Here is a 19888-nt window from a genome sequence, read left to right on the forward strand (position 1 = left end):
ATGAGTCAGTCGCAAGCAGTTAGCAATGTTATTGATGCAGCTAGTCTACGTGCCGCTCGCGAAATTGCTTACGACGAGTTTAGAAAAACACAGTCTGTTGGTAAATTAACTAAGCAACTCTCTAAATTAAGCGATCAGCTCCTTTCCCATCTTTGGAATAGCTGCGGCTTAAATAATGAAGCCACCTTAATCGCAGTTGGCGGATTCGGTAGGGGCGCACTATTTCCTTACTCCGATATTGATATTCTGATTCTGCTGCCTGCTGATGAAGGACAGGCTAGAGCCCTTTCAAAGCAAGTTGAGCAATTTGTTGCCAGCTGCTGGGATACTGGATTAGAAATTGGCTCCTCAGTCAGAAATGTTGCTGAATGCATCTCTGAGTCAGAACAAGACATCACAGTGCGTACCTCCCTTTTAGAGGCGCGACTCATTTGTGGCAAGAAGCAGCTCTTCAAGGACTTTGCCAAAGCTTTTGAAGCGGCGATGGATCCAAAAGCCTTTTTTCAGGCCAAACAAGCTGAACAAATTCAGCGTCATTACAAATATCAAAACACCCCTTATTCTTTAGAACCTAATTGCAAAGAGAGTCCTGGGGGCTTGCGTGACTTACAGGTCATCACCTGGGTTAGTAAGGCTGCGCTATTGGGGGACACCTTCAAGGACCTCAATGAAGCTGGTCTGGTGACGCAGCGCGAACTCACTGAGCTCAAACGCAATCAACGTTTCTTGGAAACCCTGCGCGCCAACCTCCATTTGTTAGCGGGACGTAGGCAAGACGTTCTTGCATTTGATTTGCAAGCAGCATTAGCAGCATCGATGGGGATTAAAGAGGAATCTTCACGTCAAGCCAGCGAAGCCATCATGCGTCGCTACTACTGGGCAGCTAAAGCAGTAACCCAATTGAATGACGTTCTCTTGCAAAACATTGAAGCCCTGCTCTTTCCGCAAGAGTCCAAAACGATTCTCACCATTCCAGGCGAAGGTAACGAGCACTTTATTGAGCGTCAAGGGGTATTGGATATTACCGATCCCCAGCTTTTTCAAAATCATCCTGAACAGATTCTGAGAACTTTCTTGGTATTTGCCCAAGCATCGAATGTAAAGAGTCTGTCCGCAACTATTTTTAGAGCTCTCTATAACGCTCGTACCAAGATGGATAGCAAGTGGCGTGCCGACCCGATCAATAGAGCCCTCTTTATTGAGTTGCTAAAGCAACCCGAAGGCGTCAGTCGCGCCTTCCATCTCATGAATCGCAGCAGCGTGCTAGGTCGCTACCTCCCAGCCTTCCGCAAGATTGTTGGGCAGATGCAGCATGACTTATTTCACGTGTACACCGTTGATCAACATATCTTGATGGTATTGCGGAATGTACGCCGCTTTATGGTGGTTGAGCATACGCATGAGTTCCCTTTCTGCAGCAGCCTTATTGCTCACTTTGAGAAACCTTGGTTACTGGTCATCGCCGCACTCTTTCATGATATTGCCAAAGGACGTGGCGGTGATCACTCTCAATTGGGCAGAGCTGACATGCGCAAGTTCGCCAAGGATCACGGCTTAGAAAAAAAAGATACTGAGCTATTAGTTTGGTTGGTCGCTGAGCATCTCAACATGAGTCAAACCGCTCAGAAACAAGACATCACCGACCCAGATGTAGTAAGAGCATTTGCTAAAAAGGTGGGTGATGAGCGCCACCTGACTGCACTCTATTTACTGACTGTGGCTGACGTGCGTGGAACCAGCCCTAAAGTATGGAATGCCTGGAAAGGCAAGCTCCTGGAAGATCTCTATCGCGCGACCTTAAGAGTGCTCGGCGGAGCCAAGACAGATGCCTCATCAGAATTAGCGCAGCACCAAGAAGAATCCAAAGCTAAATTACGTCTGTATGGCATCAATGACGAATCTTATGAAGATTTATGGAAGCAATTAGATGTAGCCTTCTTCTTAAGGCAGGACTCATCTGACATTGCTTGGCTCACACGTCATCTATACAACAAGGTGAATAGCGACCAACCGATTGTGAGGGCAAGACTGTCCCCCATTGGTGAAGGTTTGCAAGTGGCTGTTTACGTTAAAGACCAAGAAGATTTATTTGCTCGTATCTGCGCCTACTTTGAAAGACATGGTTTCTCCATTTGGGATGCCCGCATTCATACAACACGGCACGGCTATGCTTTGGACACCTTCCAAATCTCAGGCAGCAACCTGGTAGATGAAGGTGGTAGCTATCGCGACATTATTCAACTCGTTGAATTTGAGTTGACCGAGGCTTTAACGAATGCGGAGCCACTACCTAACCCAAGCATGGGTCGCCTTTCAAGACAGTCGCGCACTTTCCCAATTCAGCCACGCGTGCATATGGTTCCGGATGATCGTGGCCGCTATTACACATTGGCACTCTCTGCAAGTGACCGTACCGGACTGCTCTACACCATCTCTAGAGTATTAGCAAAGCATCAGGTATCGATTCATACTGCCAGAATTAATACCTTGGGAGAAAGAGTGGAAGATATCCTACTCTTGGATGCAGCAAACCTGGGTAAGAATCCAAAGCTGCAGATCCAGCTAGAAACTGAACTACTTGAGGCTTTAGGGGCTTAAGCCAATTTAGCTAAAGCACGTTGGATGCGAATGCTTTCAACCTCGCTAAAAGCAAACCACTTACATTCAATATCTTCTGCAGATTGCTCTTGTCGTAGGGCTCGCAACCTATAAAGTAGATCTATGTGCAAATGAGCGCCCTCACCCTTTTTGGAATTCTCAGGAATCTCGTGAATATCAATGTCAATGGGCTCTTGACTGTTGGCATCTAGCTCGCAGATATAGCCAGTTTCCTCATATACCTCCCTAATAGCAGCCTCAATTGGTGAATCCCCTTCATCAATGTGGCCTCCAGGCTGAAACCAACGTTTTATATATGGATGAAAAATTAAGAGCACTTTGTCATCCTTAATTACTAAGCCACTGGCTGTAATGTGGCCCTGGGTTGTTGAGCGAGAAAATGGATTGGACGACTTAAGAACAGCATCACACTGAACATGATGAATAGTTTTGCGGCCCTGAATGGCAATTTCAGAAAAAATATTCATGCTGAAAGAAACTATTTAAGAAGTTTGAGCATTGCTGCTTCATCAATCACTGGCACACCTAGCTCTTCAGCCTTTGTGAGCTTACTTCCAGCATCCGCACCAGCAACAACATAGTCTGTTTTCTTAGAGACGGATCCCGCTACTTTGGCACCAGCTTTTTCCAGGAGATCCTTAGCTTCGTCTCTAGTCATTGTTGGAAATGTACCAGTCAGGACAAATGTCTTACCTGCAACTGCTTCACTAATAACTTTTGCTTCTACAGCGAGCTGCATTCCTGAGGCTAGTAACTGCTCAATGACTTCTCGGTTATGCGCTTCTTGCATAAAGCTCGTGATGGAATCCGCAACAACGGGGCCTACATCTTTAACGGTCAGCAGATCTTCAAGATTTGCATCCATTAAGGCATGCATGGACTGGTAATGATTAGCTAGATCCTTGGCAGTAGTCTCGCCTACGTGACGAATACCTAAAGCAAAGATAAATCTGGCTAAGGTGGTGTTTCTGGATTGATTGATTGCCTGAATGAGGTTATCAGCAGACTTCTCACCCATACGCTCTAGGTTAGCTAGCGCTGTGAATCCTAGTCTGTAAAGATCTGCGGGGGTTCTGACTAGATTGTGGTCGACCAATTGATCAACAATCTTCTCTCCCAAACCCTCAATATCCAGCGCTCTTCTGTGGGCAAAGTGAATTAATGCCTGCTTACGCTGTGCGCCACAGAAAAGACCGCCGCTACAACGGGCCACCGCCTCATCTGCCAAACGCTCGATATGTGAATCGCATACAGGGCAGCGGGTTGGCATTTGAAACTCATGGGTGTTTGCGGGGCGACGATCCTTGATAACTAAAACCACTTCTGGAATCACATCCCCCGCTCTTCGCACTGAAACGGTATCGCCAATCCGCACATCTTTACGTTTCACTTCGTCTTCGTTGTGTAGCGTGGCGTTGGTAACTGTGACACCGCCCACCTCTACAGGAGCGAGCCTTGCTACGGGCGTAATTGCACCTGTGCGTCCTACTTGGACGTCAATACCCAAAACGGTAGTGAGGGCTTCTTGCGCTGGGTACTTATGTGCCAATGCAAATCTGGGAGCTCTTGAAACAAATCCTAACTTAGCTTGCTCGGCAAAAGAATTAACTTTGTAGACCACGCCATCAATGTCATAGGGCAATGAATCCCTCTTGGCCCCTACATCGTTATAGAATGCCAAGATCTCCTCTACAGAATGCAATACCTTACGCTCCGAGCAAACCGGTAGACCCAATTCAGCATAAGCATTGAGTAATTCTGCATGGGTTTTAGGCAACCAAGACTGAGGCTCTAGAGCACCTAAGCCATAGGCAAAGAAAGAGAGTGGCCTCTTCGCAGTAATCTTAGAGTCCAATTGACGAAGACTACCTGCTGCTGCATTGCGAGGGTTAGCGAATTCTTTCTCACCCAACTCTGCCGCTTGTCGATTCATTTTCTCGAAGTCTTTGAGATACATAAAGACTTCACCGCGCACCTCTAGGACCTGCGGAATATTTTTTCCAGTGAGCTTGAGAGGAATAGCACGGATCGTTTTAATGTTGGCAGTGACATCTTCACCGCTAGCGCCATCACCACGAGTGGCAGCAGTTACGAGCAAGCCATTTTCATAGCGAAGTGAGATTGCCAAGCCATCAAACTTCAATTCACCTGCATAGGTCACATGATCAGCATGAAGAGTCTCACGACAACGACGATCAAAGGCAATCAGCTCACTATCTTCAAATGCATTATTTAATGAAAGCATTGGCACTGCATGAGTAACAGAATCAAACTCTTTTAATGCTGCTCCACCTACCCGCTGAGACAAGGATTCTGGGGTAATCCACTCGGGATGAGCAGTCTCAATATCAATTAACTCTCTATAGAGGCGGTCGTATTCAATATCCGGAAGAAGCGGATTATCTAAAACATAATAGGCATGCTCTAGACGAGCAAGCTCTAATTGCAAGAATGCGTAACGCTCCGCTAAATTTGTCGGACTGGTGAACGACAAAGTGATTTCCTAGCTAAATAGTCTGCTAGCTGTAGAAGATCCAGCAGGAACGCCAGATTTCTCAAGATTGGCATAGAGAACATCGAGATGCTGACGAATGCTAATGACCGCAGCCTCACTCAAGTTGATACCATTGTCATCCACCAAGCGCCCATGAGCAGCTTGTGCAATCTCCACACCTTCAGAGAGCATTCGCTCAAATGCACGCTCTTCTTGCGGGACCAAGGGAACTTCAAGCAATAAGGTCACCTGAGTTACCGATTTATTTGGATCAAAATCAGTGCTACTAAAAAGTACTACGCCTTTGCTGAGATATTCATATTGGCGGCCATTACGAGATAACTTAAAGCCACGTTGACGCATGAGCGCATCAAAGTTACCCCATGGACATGGTTCATCAAACAGAACATTGATACTCAACTGAATATCGCTCTCAGCAGCCATGACATCTAATTCATTCGCACTTTCCAACATTGTGCTCACGCTAGGCATATCGATTTGGGAGCCCAAAGTTTCAGCAAGCGCTTGGGTGCGAGAGCAAAAATCAGATAGCTCTAGAACGCCGATAGCACCTTTGCGGCTTGCTAGCTGAATGGCTAGCTGTAAATCAGAATACTTAGAGTCAGGATGGAGTACTTCCCAGTCCTCAGCAACATCTAGATTGGCATTTAAGCCCTCACACATCCAGCGTGCAGTCGATTGCGCCTCAAGATCCGTCCAGGCATTAATTTCTTCTAGAATTTCTGAGCCGCTAATAGCCTCATCAAAGCGCAGTGTGATGACACAATCAATCCGTGGATCAATCGTAAACTTTTCTGGGGCAGAAATGGTTGTGATCACTTCGCCGAAACTAGGCTCAGTGCGCCCTGCATCGCCATCGGCAAAACCTTGACCAAAACTCGGCTCTTTTCCAAAGCGATCATCTACAGAATATTCACTGAGCTCTTTTGCCTTACGACGAGCACGAGCATACTTAATATTCAGAACCGCGACTGCTATCAGAATTAATAGCCCAATAACAGCCAATGCTAATTGCAAATCAGACAAACCCAACATCGTCATGATTTGTTCTATGTACACTTAGGCGGCCTCCACCATTGAAACAGCAGAAGAGATGTCTACCGCAACAATGCGGGATACGCCCTGCTCTTGCATCGTGACACCAATCAATTGATGTGCGATTTCCATAGTGATCTTGTTATGTGAGATAAACAAAAACTGTGTCTTATCTGACATTTTGGCTACTAGCTGTGCATAACGCAAGGTATTTGCATCATCTAATGGAGCGTCCACCTCATCGAGCAAGCAGAATGGGGCTGGATTTAAGAGGAAGAGCGAGAATACCAAGGCAATCGCAGTCAAGGCTTTTTCACCACCAGAGAGGAGGTAAATGGAACTGTTTTTCTTGCCAGGAGGCTGGGCCATTACCTGTACGCCAGAATCCAAAATCTCTTCACCAGTCATTACCAATTCAGCATGACCACCACCGAATAACTCAGGGAAGAGCTTACCGAAGTGGGTATTGACCTGGTCAAAGGTGCCCTGCAATAGATCACGTGTTTCAGCATCGATTTTGGCGATCGCATCTGTCAGAGTCTGCATTGCTTCATTCAAGTCGGCAGACTGCGCATCCAAGAACTGCTTGCGTTCACGAGAGCTTGATAACTCATCCAAAGCAGCCATATTGACTGGGCCTAAAGACTGAATTTCAGTATTCAAGCGATTAACTTCGCTCTGCAAGGCGCCAACTTTTAAGTCAGCACTGAAATTTGCTTCAAGTGCAGTAAGGTCAGCCTCTGCATCAGATAGCAATGTGGCAAATTGCTCAAAGTTCAAACGAGCAGCCTGCTCACGCAATTGCAAGTCCACCACTTTGTCACGCATTGGCTGTAGGCTGCGCTCAACCTGCATACGAGACTCATCGGCTTCACGCAGTTGATGCAATAAAGCATCCTGCTCAGTACGCGCATTTGCCAAAGCTGCTTCACGTGCACTGCGGGCTAGTAATAGACCTTGTAATTTATCTTGCGCCTCTTCGTCGCTCAAAGTTTCTAGTTCATGAGCAGCGGCATCATGCTTATCCTGAATTTCCATGATCTGAGTACGGGCGGTACTTTGGTCACGTTGCAAATCAGTAATGCGCTGTTGCAATGAACGCGTTGCAAAGGCCGCCTCTTGAGCAGCCATTTCAGCAGAACGGAGAGACTCACGCAAACGATCGCGCTCATCAGTGGAGTGCTCTAATTTTTCTTGTGCTACCTGCAAAGCTTCTTGCAAGCCTTCTTTAGATTCTTCGGATTCAAGCAACTCAGCAGCAGACTGCTCTTGGGTCTGACTCAATTGCTCCATCTGTTGGCGCAACTCGCTTAACTCACTCTGAATCTGTGCTGCACGTTGACTGTATTGCTCTTCAGCTTGAGTTAATTGCATTCTTTCCACTTCAAAGCCGTGCGATTCCTGAACAGCATGTTCTGCATTCTCACGAGCATGTTCTGCTGCTTGGTGAGCTGCTTGATAGTTAGCAACACATTGATCCAACTCACCCTTGAGCTCACTTTGCATCAGTTGTTGTGCGCGCAATTGCTTCTCGAGACTTTCCATCTCTTGAGCACGCGCCAACATACCGGCTTGCTCAGAATCGGCTGCGTAAAGTTGTACGCCAACACGACTCACTAAATGACCTTGCTGGGTAACGAATGTGCCACCAGCCGGTAATTTTTCACGGCGATGCAAAGCATCCTCAAGGCTGCTAGCAATATAGATATTGTCTAACCACTCTTGCAATACAGATGTGAGTCTTGGAGCGCCCGCACTTTGCACGCGACTCAATAATAGTGTGAAGTCCGCAGGAGCAGAGGTATGCGCTGGCGTGATTTCTTCTGTAAGCAAAATTGCTAAACGGCTTGGGGGCGCATCATTAGCCAGGGCCAATGTTTCTTGCACACTCTTTGCAGTCACAGCAGCCAAACGCTCACGCAGTACGGATTCCAGCGCAGTTTCCCAGCCACTCTCTACTTTAAGTTCTTGCCAGAGGCGCTTGCTTTCTTTAAGGCCCTTGCTTTCAAGCCAAGGCCCAATCTTCCCTTGAGCTTGCACGCTTGCCTGCAAGGCAGTCAATGCCGTCAACTTGGCTTCAGTTTGAGCAAGATCTTGATTGGCCATTTGAATCTGTTGTTGCGCAGTATTACGGGCTTCATCAGCAGCCGGAACGCGTTGTTGGGTTTCAACAGCGTGCTGCTTAGCCTCCTCCACTTTGCGGGCGGCCATGACCTGACGATCCATTGCTGTTTGTAAAGCTTCAGCATCAGGACGGCGTAAGCCATCGAATTCACCAACAAGGCGAGTTTCGCGCCCCTTCAATTCATCTGATTGAGCTGACATTGAACGAAGACGTTCACCCAAACTGGCTAAACGTTGCTCAATAGATGCGACTGAATCACGTGCGCTATTGAGTTCGCGTGAGGCATTTTGATAAGCCTCTTCACGACTTGGCATTTGCTCTTGCAAACCATTTAAATCGGCTAAGAGTGTTTGTTCTTTTTCAGCAGCTAAAGACAACTCATGCTCAGTAGTACGCTGCGCTTGTGCTGCATCTGTTTCTTGCACGGTCCAGCGCTGTAACTGCGCTTGTAGATCCTGAGTTTGCTGCTGCAAACGTTGACGCGCTTCTTGCACATAAAGAATCTGTGCCTCAACCTGACTCACATCAGAATTGGTTTGATATAAATCACCTTGCGCTTGAGAAACTTTATCTTGTAATGCGTACTGTTGTGTACGCATAGTTTCTAGTTCAGCCTCGACATGGCGTAGCTTAGCTGTCTGTTCTTCCAGGCCAACTTGCGTATCGCGAATACCGTTAGCATGACGCTCTTGCTCTTTACCCGCCTCGGTCTGGCGCACAAACCAAAGCAGTTGTTGCTGGGACTTCATCTGTGTAGAAAGCTCAGCATGACGCTCAGCAACAGTGGCTTGTTTTTCTAAGCGTGTTAACTGTTGATCGAGTTCACGCAAGATATCTTCAACGCGCGTTAAATTTTCTACCGTGTCTTCTAAACGTGAGGCAGTTTCTTTGCGACGCTCTTTATATTTTGAAACACCAGCGGCCTCTTCCAAAAACACACGCAACTCTTCTGGCTTTGCTTCCAAAATGCGGTTGATCGTACCTTGACCAATAATGGCGTAACCTCTTGGACCCATACCGGTGCCCAAGAAAATATCTTGAATATCTTTACGACGTACTACTTGGTTATTCACGTAGTAACTTGAATTTCCATCGCGAGTTAAAACGCGTTTAATACCCAATTCTGTAAAAGCACTCCACTGGCCTTGAGCGCGCCCTTCAGTGTTATCAAAAATGAGTTCAACACTAGCGCGCCCAGATGGCTTACGCAAACCAGACCCATTAAAAATAACGTCCTGCATCGATTCGCCACGCAACTCACTGGCGCGGGACTCTCCCAAAACCCAGCGGACGGCGTCAATAATGTTCGACTTTCCGCAACCGTTAGGACCCACGACACCAATGAGTTGGCCAGGCATTTCAAAATGGGTTGGGTCTACGAAAGACTTAAAGCCGGAAAGTTTGATGGATTTCAGTTGCACGGCGTACTTTGCAGGGAAAAAAGGGGTTCAAATAAAGGGGTAAAAATTAAAGCTAAAGTGGGAAGATGATAGCAAGCTCTTGCCTGCTTGGACGCGTTTTTGCCCCATCTATATAATGATAAATCTACCTCCCGGGACAAAATCCCTTAACAATCTGATAGTTAACTAAAAAGCATGAGCCAATCACCACAAAACATCATTGAACAAGCCTGGGAAAACCGCGCAAACCTCTCCCCAGACAGCGCCCCGGGGGATGTCCGTAATGCCGTAAATGCCGTTTTAGAAGGCCTCAATGCCGGCACTATCCGTGTGGCTGAGCGACGTGACGTCGGTAAATGGGAGGTAAATCAGTGGGTTAAGAAGGCTGTTTTGCTCTCATTCCGCCTAGAAGACAATCAACCTATGAGTGCTGGTGGCTTTACCCAGTTCTACGATAAGGTTCCCAGCAAGTTTGAAAACTACACTGCCGCCGACTTTGCTGCCGGTGGATTCCGCGTGGTTCCCCCTGCCATGGCCCGCCGCGGCTCATTTATTGGCAAAAACGCTGTTTTAATGCCTTCTTACGTCAATATTGGCGCTTATGTAGGCGAAGGCACGATGGTCGATACCTGGGCAACCGTAGGTTCTTGCGCCCAAATTGGCAAAAATGTTCACCTTTCTGGCGGCGTTGGTATTGGCGGTGTTTTGGAGCCAATCCAAGCTGGCCCAGTGATTATTGAAGATAACTGCTTTATTGGCGCTCGCTCTGAGGTGGTTGAAGGCGTTGTGATTGAAGAAAACGCTGTTTTATCCATGGGTGTCTATATTGGCCAAAGCACCAAGATTTATGACCGCGAAACTGGCGAAGTCCACTACGGCCGCGTTCCAGCTGGCTCAGTAGTTGTTCCAGGCTCACTTCCCTCCGCTTGCGGCAAATACAGCTTGTATGCCGCAATCATCGTTAAGAAGGTTGATGCTCAAACAAGAGCAAAGACAGCTATTAACGAATTACTCCGCGACTAAGTTAAATCCATGAGCGCCACACTTGAGCTCACCGAAGCTCTCATCGCCTGCCATTCCGTAACTCCGGCCGATGGTGGCTGCCAAGACTTAATTGCAAAACGCCTCCAAGCGATTGGCTTTCATACTGAAAGCGTGGTGAGTGGTCCTGAAAACTTCCAGGTAACCAACTTGTGGGCAATTAAAAAAGGTACGTCTGGTGATCAAGGCAAAGTCTTAGTATTTGCAGGTCATACTGATGTGGTGCCTACAGGCCCATTGGAGAAGTGGACCAACAACCCCTTTACCCCAACCATTCGTGACGGCATGCTCTATGGTCGTGGCGCAGCGGATATGAAAACATCCCTCGCAGGCTTTGTGGTCGCTACAGAAGAATTTGTCACTACACACCCAGATCATCAGGGCACTATTGCGTTCTTAATTACAAGCGATGAAGAGGGTCCTGCTAACGATGGCACAGTCATTATGTGCGATCGCTTGCAAAAACAAGGTCAGCGTTTGGATTACTGCGTTATTGGTGAGCCTACTTCAGTGGATAAGCTTGGCGACATGATTAAGAATGGTCGTCGCGGTTCTCTATCTGGCAAGCTGAAGGTGAAAGGTGTTCAGGCGCACATCGCCTACCCTCACCTAGGCAAGAATCCAATTCATCTGTCGGCACCAGCGATTTCTGCATTAGTAGAAACCGAGTGGGACAAAGGTAATGAATACTTCCAACCCACCAGCTTTCAGATTTCGAATGTGCATGCTGGTACTGGCGCTAATAACGTCATCCCAGGCGAACTCGTAGTCGACTTTAATTTCCGCTTCTCTACTGAGAGTAAGCCAGAGCAATTGCGTGAGCGTCTAGAAAAGATTCTGAAAGATGCGGGTCTTGAATTTGAGATTGACTGGGTATTGGGCGGTAGCCCGTTCATCACTGGTGATGGTGACCTGGCTGGAGCATTACGCAAGTCTATCAAAGCAGAAGTGAATATTGATACAGAACTCTCTACTACTGGTGGGACTAGTGACGGCCGCTTTATCGCCAAGATTTGCAAAGAGGTAGTGGAGTTTGGCCCCCTCAATGCGACTAGTCACAAGATCGATGAGTGCGTTATTGTTGATGATGTGGTGCCACTCAAAAATATCTATCGCAAGACACTCGAACAATTAATCGCTTGATCGATTAATTGCGCACCTGCCTTTTCTTCTAAAGAACCCCTCTATCATGGATCCTGAGTCTCAGCAACACGTCACAGTAAACCAGTGCGTTAATCAGATCGCACAAATGCTCGAAGCAGCAAACTTACATTATGGCCACGGGGCAATTGATGCCCAAAGTGAAGCCTTGTGGATTGTGAGCAAGCAGCTCAATCTCAGTCCAGCAGAAGCTTTAGATCATCTAGATGATTCAATCTCTGATGAGCAACAGCAAAAAGCATCCGCTATTGCCGATATCAGAATCTCGACACGCAAACCACTTGCCTACATCTTAGGTGAAGCATGGCTCATGGGTGTGCCTTTTTTCTGCAGCGAGCAAAGTATTGTGCCGCGTTCCTGGATTGCAGAGCTTATCGTAAATGGCTCACTAGAGACCTGGCTGCCAGCTGATGGCAAGGCGCTTGATCTTTGTACTGGCAACGGTTCGCTGGCAATCCTCTTAGCTCTGTCATGCCCGGATATTCATGTAAGTGCATGCGATATCAGCATGCCCGCACTCTCTGTGGCTGCCCGTAACTTAGATCGTCACGGTCTCAGCTCTCAAGTAGAGCTATTAGATGGCGATCTGTGGGATGCCCTACCAGAGCCTAATGAAGATAACCTCTTTGATCTCATTATTTGTAACCCACCATATGTAAATGCCGCTTCGATGAATGCGCTTCCTACTGAATATCACGCGGAACCAGAATTGGCTTTAGCTGGTGGAGAGGATGGCATGGACATCATCAGGCGAATTATTGCTTCAGCACCCGACTACCTATCTGAGCGCGGCGCTATTTTGCTCGAGATTGGTAATGAGTATGAGCATTTCAAAAAAGCTTTCCCACAAATTCCAGCAATCTGGATGGAAGTCTCCGCAGGAGAAGAGCAAGTCTTATTAATTCAAGCGGAAGACTTACGCTAGGGAATTAACCCAGCTCAGCAGCCGCAGCAATGGCTTGATCAATTCGCTCGACTGGAATTACTTTCAATCCCGGAATCTTGGTCTTGGGCATATTTGCTTTTGGAATAATGGCCACAGTGAAGCCTAATTTAGCGGCTTCTTTCAAGCGCTCTTGACCACGAGGACAAGGACGAATCTCACCAGCCAAACCTACTTCACCAAAGACAATCAACTCTTTTGGCAATGCGCGATTGCGAATCGAAGACTGAATCGCCAGAAGAACGGCTAAGTCAGCGGCTGGCTCAGAAATCTTGACGCCACCTACCGCATTTAAGAAAACATCTTGATCAAAACAAGCGACGCCAGCATGACGATGCAGTACCGCCAAGAGCATCGCTAAACGAGCTTGCTCCAAGCCAACCGCTAAACGACGGGGATTAGGCACATGCGCCGTATCTACTAAAGCCTGAATCTCTACCAGCAAAGGTCTACTACCCTCTTGGGTCACCAATACACAAGCGCCCGGAACCATTTGCTCATGTTGTGACAGAAAAATTGCTGATGGATTAGTTACACCGCGCAGACCTTTTTCAGTCATTGCAAATACGCCCAGCTCATTGACTGCGCCAAAACGATTCTTAATTGAACGCACTAAGCGAAAAGAGGAATGTGTATCACCCTCAAAATACAAAACGGTATCGACAATGTGCTCTAAGACCCTAGGACCAGCAAGATGACCATCCTTGGTAACGTGCCCGACCATCAGCACACAGATACCACTTGATTTAGCGGCCCTAGTGAGCTGCGCCGCACACTCACGAACCTGCGCAACAGAGCCAGGAGCTGAACTTAACACCTCTGAATACAAAGTCTGAATCGAATCCACTACCAATACTTGCGGCTTCACGGTATCCATAATCGAAATCAGTTTTTCCAGCTGAATCTCCGCCAACACTTCAAGCTGAGGTGCATCTAAAGCAATACGCTTTGCACGCAGAGCAATCTGCGCAGCGGATTCTTCGCCGCTGCTATAGAGCACATTCATGCCCGCAGAACTCATCTCTGCTAATGCCTGGAGTAGCAAGGTAGATTTACCAATACCAGGATCGCCACCCAAAAGCACCACGCCACCAGGAACCAAGCCACCACCTAGAACGCGATCAAACTCTTCAACGCCTGTGCTAAATCTCGGCAGGTCTTCAGCACTAATAGCGGATAACTTTTGTCTTGGAAGAGATTGCGCCAAGCCCTGGAAGCGAGAATTAGATGTTGTTTCTGGCAGACCCTCTTCCAAAGTATTCCAAGCCTGGCAAGATGGGCACTGGCCCTGCCACTTAGCAGAGGTACCACCACAAGACTGGCAGATATAAACCGATTTGACTTTAGCCAAGAGTTACCTAATGAAATATAAAAATAATTAAATCGAAATTAATCGAGCTGAGTGCCCGCTTTATTTTCTTGTGCGCGCTTAGGGGCATCCTTACGTCGTTGCTCTAGATCAGCCGCTCTGGCTGCAGCATCTTTTTGCTTTTGCTCAAACTCACGTTGATTGGCTGCTCTTTCAGCCGCTTTTTCAGGCGAGGCCCTCTCAGCAGCACGCTTAGCGTCTTCTTGAGTCTTTAAACTATCACGAAGCTTACGTTGCACTTCATGCAAAGCCACCTCTTGCTCACGAATCGGATCGATTTCCTTGCGATAGTCTGCGCGAGCACTTCTCAAGCAAGAGTTAACCCAGTAATTCTGGTAGCACTCAGAGGATGCTTTGCCCCAGCGATATTTAGCCCAGTCACGCTGCACCTCAAGCTCTTGCTCAATCTTATTCAACTGATCGAGGTCAGCCTCTTCTGCAGGAGTGGCCAATACAACACCGTTCAGTGCAGAAGCCAATAAAAATATTGAAATCAATATTTTTGATTGGAGCAAAAGACTCTTTCTCAAATCTCGACCTTCGCACCCATCTCAACCAAACGGTTTGCAGGAATTTTGAAGAAGTCTGACTGGCGACCGGCATTCTGATACATCCAGCAAAATAATCTTTCACGCCACATAGCCATACCCGGTATCTCAGTAGAAACTATCGTGTCACGCGATAAGAAGAATGAGGTATTCATCAAATCAAAATTCAATCCAGAACTCTTCTCGATTAATTCAATGATTTGACCCATGTCTGGAGTTTCATTGAAACCATAAACCGCACGAACAACATAAATGCCATTACCAAGATCGCGCAAGGTAATACGCTCACTGTCTTTTACGTACGGCACATCCCAAATACTGACCTTTAAGAAAAATACTCTCTCATGGAGTACATGGTTATGTTTTAGGTTATGCAGGAAAGAAACTGGTACGTAATCCACGTGCGCCGTCAAGAAAACAGCAGTGCCCTCTACACGATGCGGAGGATGTTTCATCAAAGCCTCAATAAAACTCTTCAGTTCAATACCATTATTCATTGCGTTGTGACGCAAAATCTTGCGACCTTGATACCAAGTCATCAGCAATAAGAAGCATGCGGCACCGAGTAGCAGCGGGAACCAGCCGCCTTCCATAATTTTTAAGAGATTAGCAGTTAAGAAAGCTAAATCCACGACCAAAAAAGCACTAATAACTAAAGTTACCAATAGAGTATTCCAACGCCACACAACACGCATCACAATAGCGGCCAAGAAGGTGGTTACGATCATCGTAGTTGTAACAGCGATACCGTATGCAGCCGCCAAATTTTCAGATTTCTTAAATGCTAAAACCACGGCGATCACTAGAATCAACAAAGCCCAGTTCACCAAGGGCATATAGATCTGACCAATTTCTCTATCAGAGGTGTGACGCACTTTCATACGTGGGACAAAGCCCAAAAGGATTGCTTGGCTGGTCATTGAGAACGCACCAGAAATCACCGCTTGCGAAGCAATCACAGTTGCAGCAGTGGCCAATATCACCAAAGGAAATACCAGGAATTCGGGAACCATCAAAAAGAATGGGTTGGTAATCGTCTCTGGGTTGTTCAAAAACATGGCGCCCTGACCAAAGTAATTCAGGAGCAAGCAAGGCATAACAATGAAGAACCAACCCATACGAATAGGCTTGAGTCCAAAGTGACCCATGTCGGCATATAAAGCTTCAGCACCAGTCAATACCAGGAAGACCGCTCCCAAAACAATAAAGCCTTGCAATGAATGTTCGATCAAGAATCGAATAGCAAAAAGAGGATTAATGGCAGCAAAAATAGCTGGGTTTTGAATAACCTGATGCACCCCCATCAATCCGATAGCAATAAACCAGACCATCATGATCGGGCCAAAAAGTTTGCCAACTAAATCGGTTCCGGTCTTCTGAATAAAAAACAGGACGACTAGAATAAAAATAGTGATCGGTATGACATAACGCGTTAAATCACTGGATATCACCTCAAGACCTTCAACAGCAGAAAGCACAGAAATTGCTGGGGTAATGATGGCATCACCATAAAACATACAGGCCCCAAAGACGCCAGCCATGATGATTACCAAGGAACGCTTTGAGCCAGTCTTTACAGTTCTCAATGCCAAAGCCATAAGCGCCAAAATACCGCCCTCGCCATGATTGTTTGCACGCATCACGAATAAAACATACTTCAGCGAGACCACAATCGCAAAAGCCCAAAATACCATCGAGATCACGCCATACACAGCATCTGCAGAAAACGGAATGCCATGCTCGGGACTAAAACATTCTTTTAACGCATATAAGGGACTTGTACCAATGTCGCCGAAGACAACGCCGATAGCCGCGAACATAAGGGAGATCGAGGCGCCTTTTTTGTGAGGATGATCCTCTCGAGAAATCTCTACAGGCCGCAATAAGGATGATTCTGAAAACTCAGGATTGCTAACTGACATTATTAAACCTTGGCGTGATGTTGCGTGGCAATATGTTACTCCTTGCCGGCAGCGATTAAAACGAGAATTTCTTCGATAAAACGCCTTATTTATGCGTTATTTACAGGAATACCTCGACAGGGACCCCCAAAAAATGGTAGAATTTTAGCTTCAGACGCGGGGTGGAGCAGTCTGGCAGCTCGTCGGGCTCATAACCCGAAGGTCGTAGGTTCAAATCCTGCCCCCGCAACCAAGATTTACGTACTAAGCCCTTAATCTTTAAGGGCTTTTTGCTTTTCTGGGCATAAAAAAACCCGATTACTCGGGCTTTTTAGCTATTTCAGGGTGGCTTTAGTTCAAAACCTTGTAACCGCGACCACTCAAACACCTCTTCACAACAGCCTCTTGAGCTTGGTTTCCACTAAACGCACCACCTGCGCCACCAATTACGGCGCCAGCTCCAGCAGCCTGCGCAATTCCTGATCCGTTGCCGCCAGTAACCAATCCCAGCAGACCACCGACTACCGCGCCAGCACCAGCTCCTTTGGCGGCTGTAGAACCCATTCCTGATTGTTGTTGAGCATAATTTTGACAGTCTTTTAAATCGCTCTCATAAGTAGCCTCATTGACGCCCTTCATATCTACGAGGGGGCGAACATTCGCACCAGCGCATCCAAATGTCACAGCAACCACCAGAGAACATAGGACAAGTAACTTATTCATCAGCAGAATCCTCTTACTCAATTTGACATCGATCGATGCCATATCCGTTTTATATCATGCCGCAAAAACTGTGTCGAAGATTTTGAATTATTTTTAAATAGCCAAGTCTGGGCACCTGTTTTCGGGGTTTGATGAAAAGGAATCCCCAAGCCTTGATAGCGTGCCGTGACATCTGGATGTGGATGCCCATAACGATTGCGATAGCCATTTTGTGCAAAAGCCTGATGAGGCTCCAATCTTTGAAGGAGCGCCAAGGAAGAGGAGGTTTTGCTGCCATGATGTGGTGCCATAAAAATTAATTCTCTGTCGCCAATTTCATGCAACATTTTTTCATCTAAGCGCTCGGTAATTTCTGCTTCACCTTGCTTTTCAACATCGCCTGTTAACCAAAGCGAGCTTTGTTGATTGCGTACCTCAAGCACACAACTCATTTCGTTAGGCTTCCCAGGATATTGATCAGTAAATACTGTCTCTTCATGAGGGTGCCAGATGACAAACTCGACACCGTCCCATTTCCAGCTCTGACCGAAGCGACACGGAAGGGCTGGAATCTTTCTTTTATATAAATTTTGAAGTAGTGGATTAGCGCTGGGTAAAGATCCCATCATCAAATCAAATTGAATACTCTTCAGAAGTGTTGCAGCCCCACCAATATGATCACTATCGCTATGACTAATTACCATCAGATCAATGTGATTAATTCCCTTGCCACGTAAATAGGGGAGAATCACTCTCTGACCTGCATCATCTTTCTTGCCTTGAATAGGCCCTGTGTCGTATAACAATTTTCTATTAGCGGTTTCGATGAGAACTGCTGTGCCCTGACCAATATCAAAAACGCTAGCCCTAAACTCTCCTTGAGCGCGAGAGGCATCTCCAAATAATTGGCTTGGCCAAAAAAATAAGGGGCCAGATAAACAGACGCCAAGCAATCGACCTTTCCACGTTTCACCAATCGGACCAGGTCGAATTGCATACACAATTCCGCATCCAGCAATCACCAGCATCCACCACTCAGGCTGCTTTGACCAAGCCACAGACCAACTCCAGCTCGCCATCCACTCCAAGATGACTGCAAGATATTCCATGGATGCATGCGCCGGCAATAAGAGCCAGCGGCCGATAAATTCCGGAAGTAAGGCGCCGGCAATTGCCAGCGGAGTCACGATATAACTTACCAGCGGAATAGCAAACGCATTTGCCAATGGTGAAACAATTGAAATTTGGTAAAACCAATACAAAGTCAATGGCAGCAGCGCCAGTGTGACAACGGCTTGGACACGACATGCCTCACGAAGGGCTTGCCCGATGCGATACATCCAATGCGTTTCTAATTCTTTACCCGTAGGGATGCCCAATAAACCAGACGAATCCCCCATGGCATAGAGTATGGCAGCCACTGCACCGAAAGATAACCAAAAGCCTGGTGTGTAGGGCGCCATAGGATCAATGAGCAACACGAATGCCAGGGCCCACCACCAGATATCAAAAGAACGTGGATTTCGGCCAGTCCATAACGCAAATGCCACCACCCCAACCATATACATCGTTCTTTGCGCTGGAATCTGAAAGCCCGCCAACCACGCATAGATAAACGCAGTTACAAATCCCGCTACTGCCGCTACCTTGCTGACTGGAGCAATCAGAGGCCAAGTGCGTCTACGCCATATAAATGCAGCACATGAAGCACCAACACCCGCCAACATAGTTACATGAAGCCCAGATATAGAGATGAGATGCCCAATGCCCGTTGCATTAAATACTTGCCAGTCATCTTGATCGATGGCGTTCTGATCACCCATTACCAAAGCAATCAAAACACCGACATACCTTGCATCATCCGGCAGCATAGACTGAATCTTTTTTCGCAGATGCCATCTAGCAAGCTCCATACGTAACTCAAGCTCTATCCAAAAGATATCTTTATCCAGCAATAACTCCCCAGACCTTACTGATCCACTAGCTCCAAAGTCTTGATGAAAAGACCAACGCTCAAAATCAAAGGTATGTTGATTTAAGGAACCATATGGACGCTTTAGCTTTGCCATGATCTTCCAGCGCTGCCCAGGAATTACCTCTGGAATTGCTTGAGGATTTCTCCAGGCAGGCTGCCAACTCAAATAGATTCTCTCTGGAAAGTGATTCAGGGCTTCTTTTCCAGAGAAGGCCTCATCGACCTCAAAGGCAAACTTGGCACCCGATGAATTACTTTGCGGCAATGCTACAACTCTTCCCTTGAGCGTTAACTCTTTGCCCTCCAACTCTGTGGCGAGAACATTCTTTAAGCGATTTTCAGCGTACAAAGCATTCCATGCGAACCCCACTACAAATAGCAGGCCAATCACTGCAAATTTCTTAAGAGGAGATCCTTGATTAGAAAGCAGGATTGTCAGCAAAAAAACTACGTTAAAAGTAATGCAGGAAATGAGCCAATATTCTGGCAATTGCGGCAAAAGCAAAAGGAGTAATCCCCCGGCGATGAATGCCGTAATAGCTAATCGCAAGTAA

13 protein-coding genes and 1 tRNA gene are annotated in these 19888 nt (G+C 46.9%); 5 read left to right on the forward strand and 9 right to left on the reverse strand.

Going from position 1 to position 19888, the window contains the following annotated elements; translation table 11 throughout:
- Entirely contained in the window at positions 1-2598 is a 2598-nt protein-coding gene (locus tag ICN37_RS10435; RefSeq protein ID WP_216157336.1) for a [protein-PII] uridylyltransferase, read from the forward strand.
- Here ICN37_RS10435 and ICN37_RS10440 read toward each other — a convergent pair.
- The 4 genes from ICN37_RS10440 to smc are packed head-to-tail and all read right to left on the reverse strand — an operon-like array spanning position 2595 to position 9715.
- Complete coding sequence (locus ICN37_RS10440; protein ID WP_216157340.1) at positions 2595-3086, reverse strand: NUDIX hydrolase; 492 nt, start codon at positions 3084-3086, stop codon at positions 2595-2597. The two genes, ICN37_RS10435 and ICN37_RS10440, sit on opposite strands and share 4 nt — an antisense overlap.
- An 11-nt stretch (positions 3087-3097) precedes the next feature.
- Positions 3098-5113: an NAD-dependent DNA ligase LigA gene (ligA, locus tag ICN37_RS10445; protein WP_216157342.1), complete on the reverse strand. Its 2016-nt coding sequence runs from the start codon at positions 5111-5113 to the stop codon at positions 3098-3100.
- 9 nt (positions 5114-5122) lie between these two features.
- Complete coding sequence (locus ICN37_RS10450; protein WP_251368522.1) at positions 5123-6193, reverse strand: cell division protein ZipA C-terminal FtsZ-binding domain-containing protein; 1071 nt, start codon at positions 6191-6193, stop codon at positions 5123-5125.
- Positions 6194-9715, reverse strand: a complete 3522-nt coding sequence (smc, locus tag ICN37_RS10455; RefSeq protein ID WP_216157345.1) for a chromosome segregation protein SMC — start codon at positions 9713-9715, stop codon at positions 6194-6196.
- 174 nt (positions 9716-9889) lie between these two features.
- On the opposite strand from smc, the gene dapD reads away from it, so the two are divergent.
- Genes dapD through prmB form a run of 3 tightly spaced genes read left to right on the forward strand, consistent with a single transcriptional unit; the run spans position 9890 to position 12821 of the window.
- On the forward strand, positions 9890-10717 hold the full coding sequence (dapD, locus tag ICN37_RS10460) for a 2,3,4,5-tetrahydropyridine-2,6-dicarboxylate N-succinyltransferase (RefSeq protein ID WP_072583047.1): 828 nt from the start codon (positions 9890-9892) through the stop codon (positions 10715-10717).
- Between the two features lie 9 nt (positions 10718-10726).
- Positions 10727-11878, forward strand: a complete 1152-nt coding sequence (gene dapE, locus ICN37_RS10465) for a succinyl-diaminopimelate desuccinylase (protein WP_216157347.1) — start codon at positions 10727-10729, stop codon at positions 11876-11878.
- Between the two features lie 46 nt (positions 11879-11924).
- Positions 11925-12821, forward strand: a complete 897-nt coding sequence (gene prmB / locus ICN37_RS10470; RefSeq protein ID WP_215321682.1) for a 50S ribosomal protein L3 N(5)-glutamine methyltransferase — start codon at positions 11925-11927, stop codon at positions 12819-12821.
- A gap of 4 nt (positions 12822-12825) precedes the next feature.
- Here the strand turns inward: prmB and radA are convergent, their stop codons facing one another.
- The 3 genes from radA to ICN37_RS10485 are packed head-to-tail and all read right to left on the reverse strand — an operon-like array spanning position 12826 to position 16678.
- Positions 12826-14190: a DNA repair protein RadA gene (radA, locus tag ICN37_RS10475; RefSeq protein ID WP_216157350.1), complete on the reverse strand. Its 1365-nt coding sequence runs from the start codon at positions 14188-14190 to the stop codon at positions 12826-12828.
- Between the two features lie 38 nt (positions 14191-14228).
- Positions 14229-14723: a hypothetical protein gene (locus ICN37_RS10480; protein ID WP_251368521.1), complete on the reverse strand. Its 495-nt coding sequence runs from the start codon at positions 14721-14723 to the stop codon at positions 14229-14231.
- An 11-nt stretch (positions 14724-14734) separates the two neighbouring features.
- Positions 14735-16678, reverse strand: coding sequence for a potassium transporter Kup (locus ICN37_RS10485; RefSeq protein ID WP_215321679.1), 1944 nt, complete (start codon positions 16676-16678; stop codon positions 14735-14737).
- Between the two features lie 155 nt (positions 16679-16833).
- On the opposite strand from ICN37_RS10485, the gene ICN37_RS10490 reads away from it, so the two are divergent.
- Positions 16834-16910: transfer RNA gene (locus ICN37_RS10490), tRNA-Met, on the forward strand.
- Positions 16911-17008: 98 nt separating this feature from the next.
- Here the strand turns inward: ICN37_RS10490 and ICN37_RS10495 are convergent.
- On the reverse strand, positions 17009-17380 hold the full coding sequence (locus tag ICN37_RS10495; protein ID WP_215321678.1) for a glycine zipper family protein: 372 nt from the start codon (positions 17378-17380) through the stop codon (positions 17009-17011).
- Positions 17381-17397: 17 nt separating this feature from the next.
- The gene (locus ICN37_RS10500) at positions 17398-19884 is read right to left on the reverse strand and encodes a DNA internalization-related competence protein ComEC/Rec2 (RefSeq protein WP_255538514.1); all 2487 of its coding nucleotides are present in this window, start codon (positions 19882-19884) and stop codon (positions 17398-17400) included.
- Positions 19885-19888: the final 4 nt, after the last annotated feature.

It is taken from the genome of Polynucleobacter sp. P1-05-14, assembly GCF_018881675.1.
In the GTDB taxonomy this organism is placed as follows: Bacteria; Pseudomonadota; Gammaproteobacteria; order Burkholderiales; family Burkholderiaceae; genus Polynucleobacter.

Excerpts from the sequence above, each read along its gene's own strand:
- prmB (WP_215321682.1), top strand. The coding sequence starts at position 11,925 with ATGGATCCTGAGTCTCAGCAACACGTCACAGTAAACCAGTGCGTTAAT.
- ICN37_RS10435 (WP_216157336.1), top strand. The coding sequence starts at position 1 with ATGAGTCAGTCGCAAGCAGTTAGCAATGTTATTGATGCAGCTAGTCTA.
- ICN37_RS10440 (WP_216157340.1), bottom strand. The coding sequence starts at position 3,086 with ATGAATATTTTTTCTGAAATTGCCATTCAGGGCCGCAAAACTATTCAT.
- dapD (WP_072583047.1), top strand. The coding sequence starts at position 9,890 with ATGAGCCAATCACCACAAAACATCATTGAACAAGCCTGGGAAAACCGC.
- dapE (WP_216157347.1), top strand. The coding sequence starts at position 10,727 with ATGAGCGCCACACTTGAGCTCACCGAAGCTCTCATCGCCTGCCATTCC.
- ICN37_RS10485 (WP_215321679.1), bottom strand. The coding sequence starts at position 16,678 with ATGTCAGTTAGCAATCCTGAGTTTTCAGAATCATCCTTATTGCGGCCT.
- ICN37_RS10495 (WP_215321678.1), bottom strand. The coding sequence starts at position 17,380 with ATGAATAAGTTACTTGTCCTATGTTCTCTGGTGGTTGCTGTGACATTT.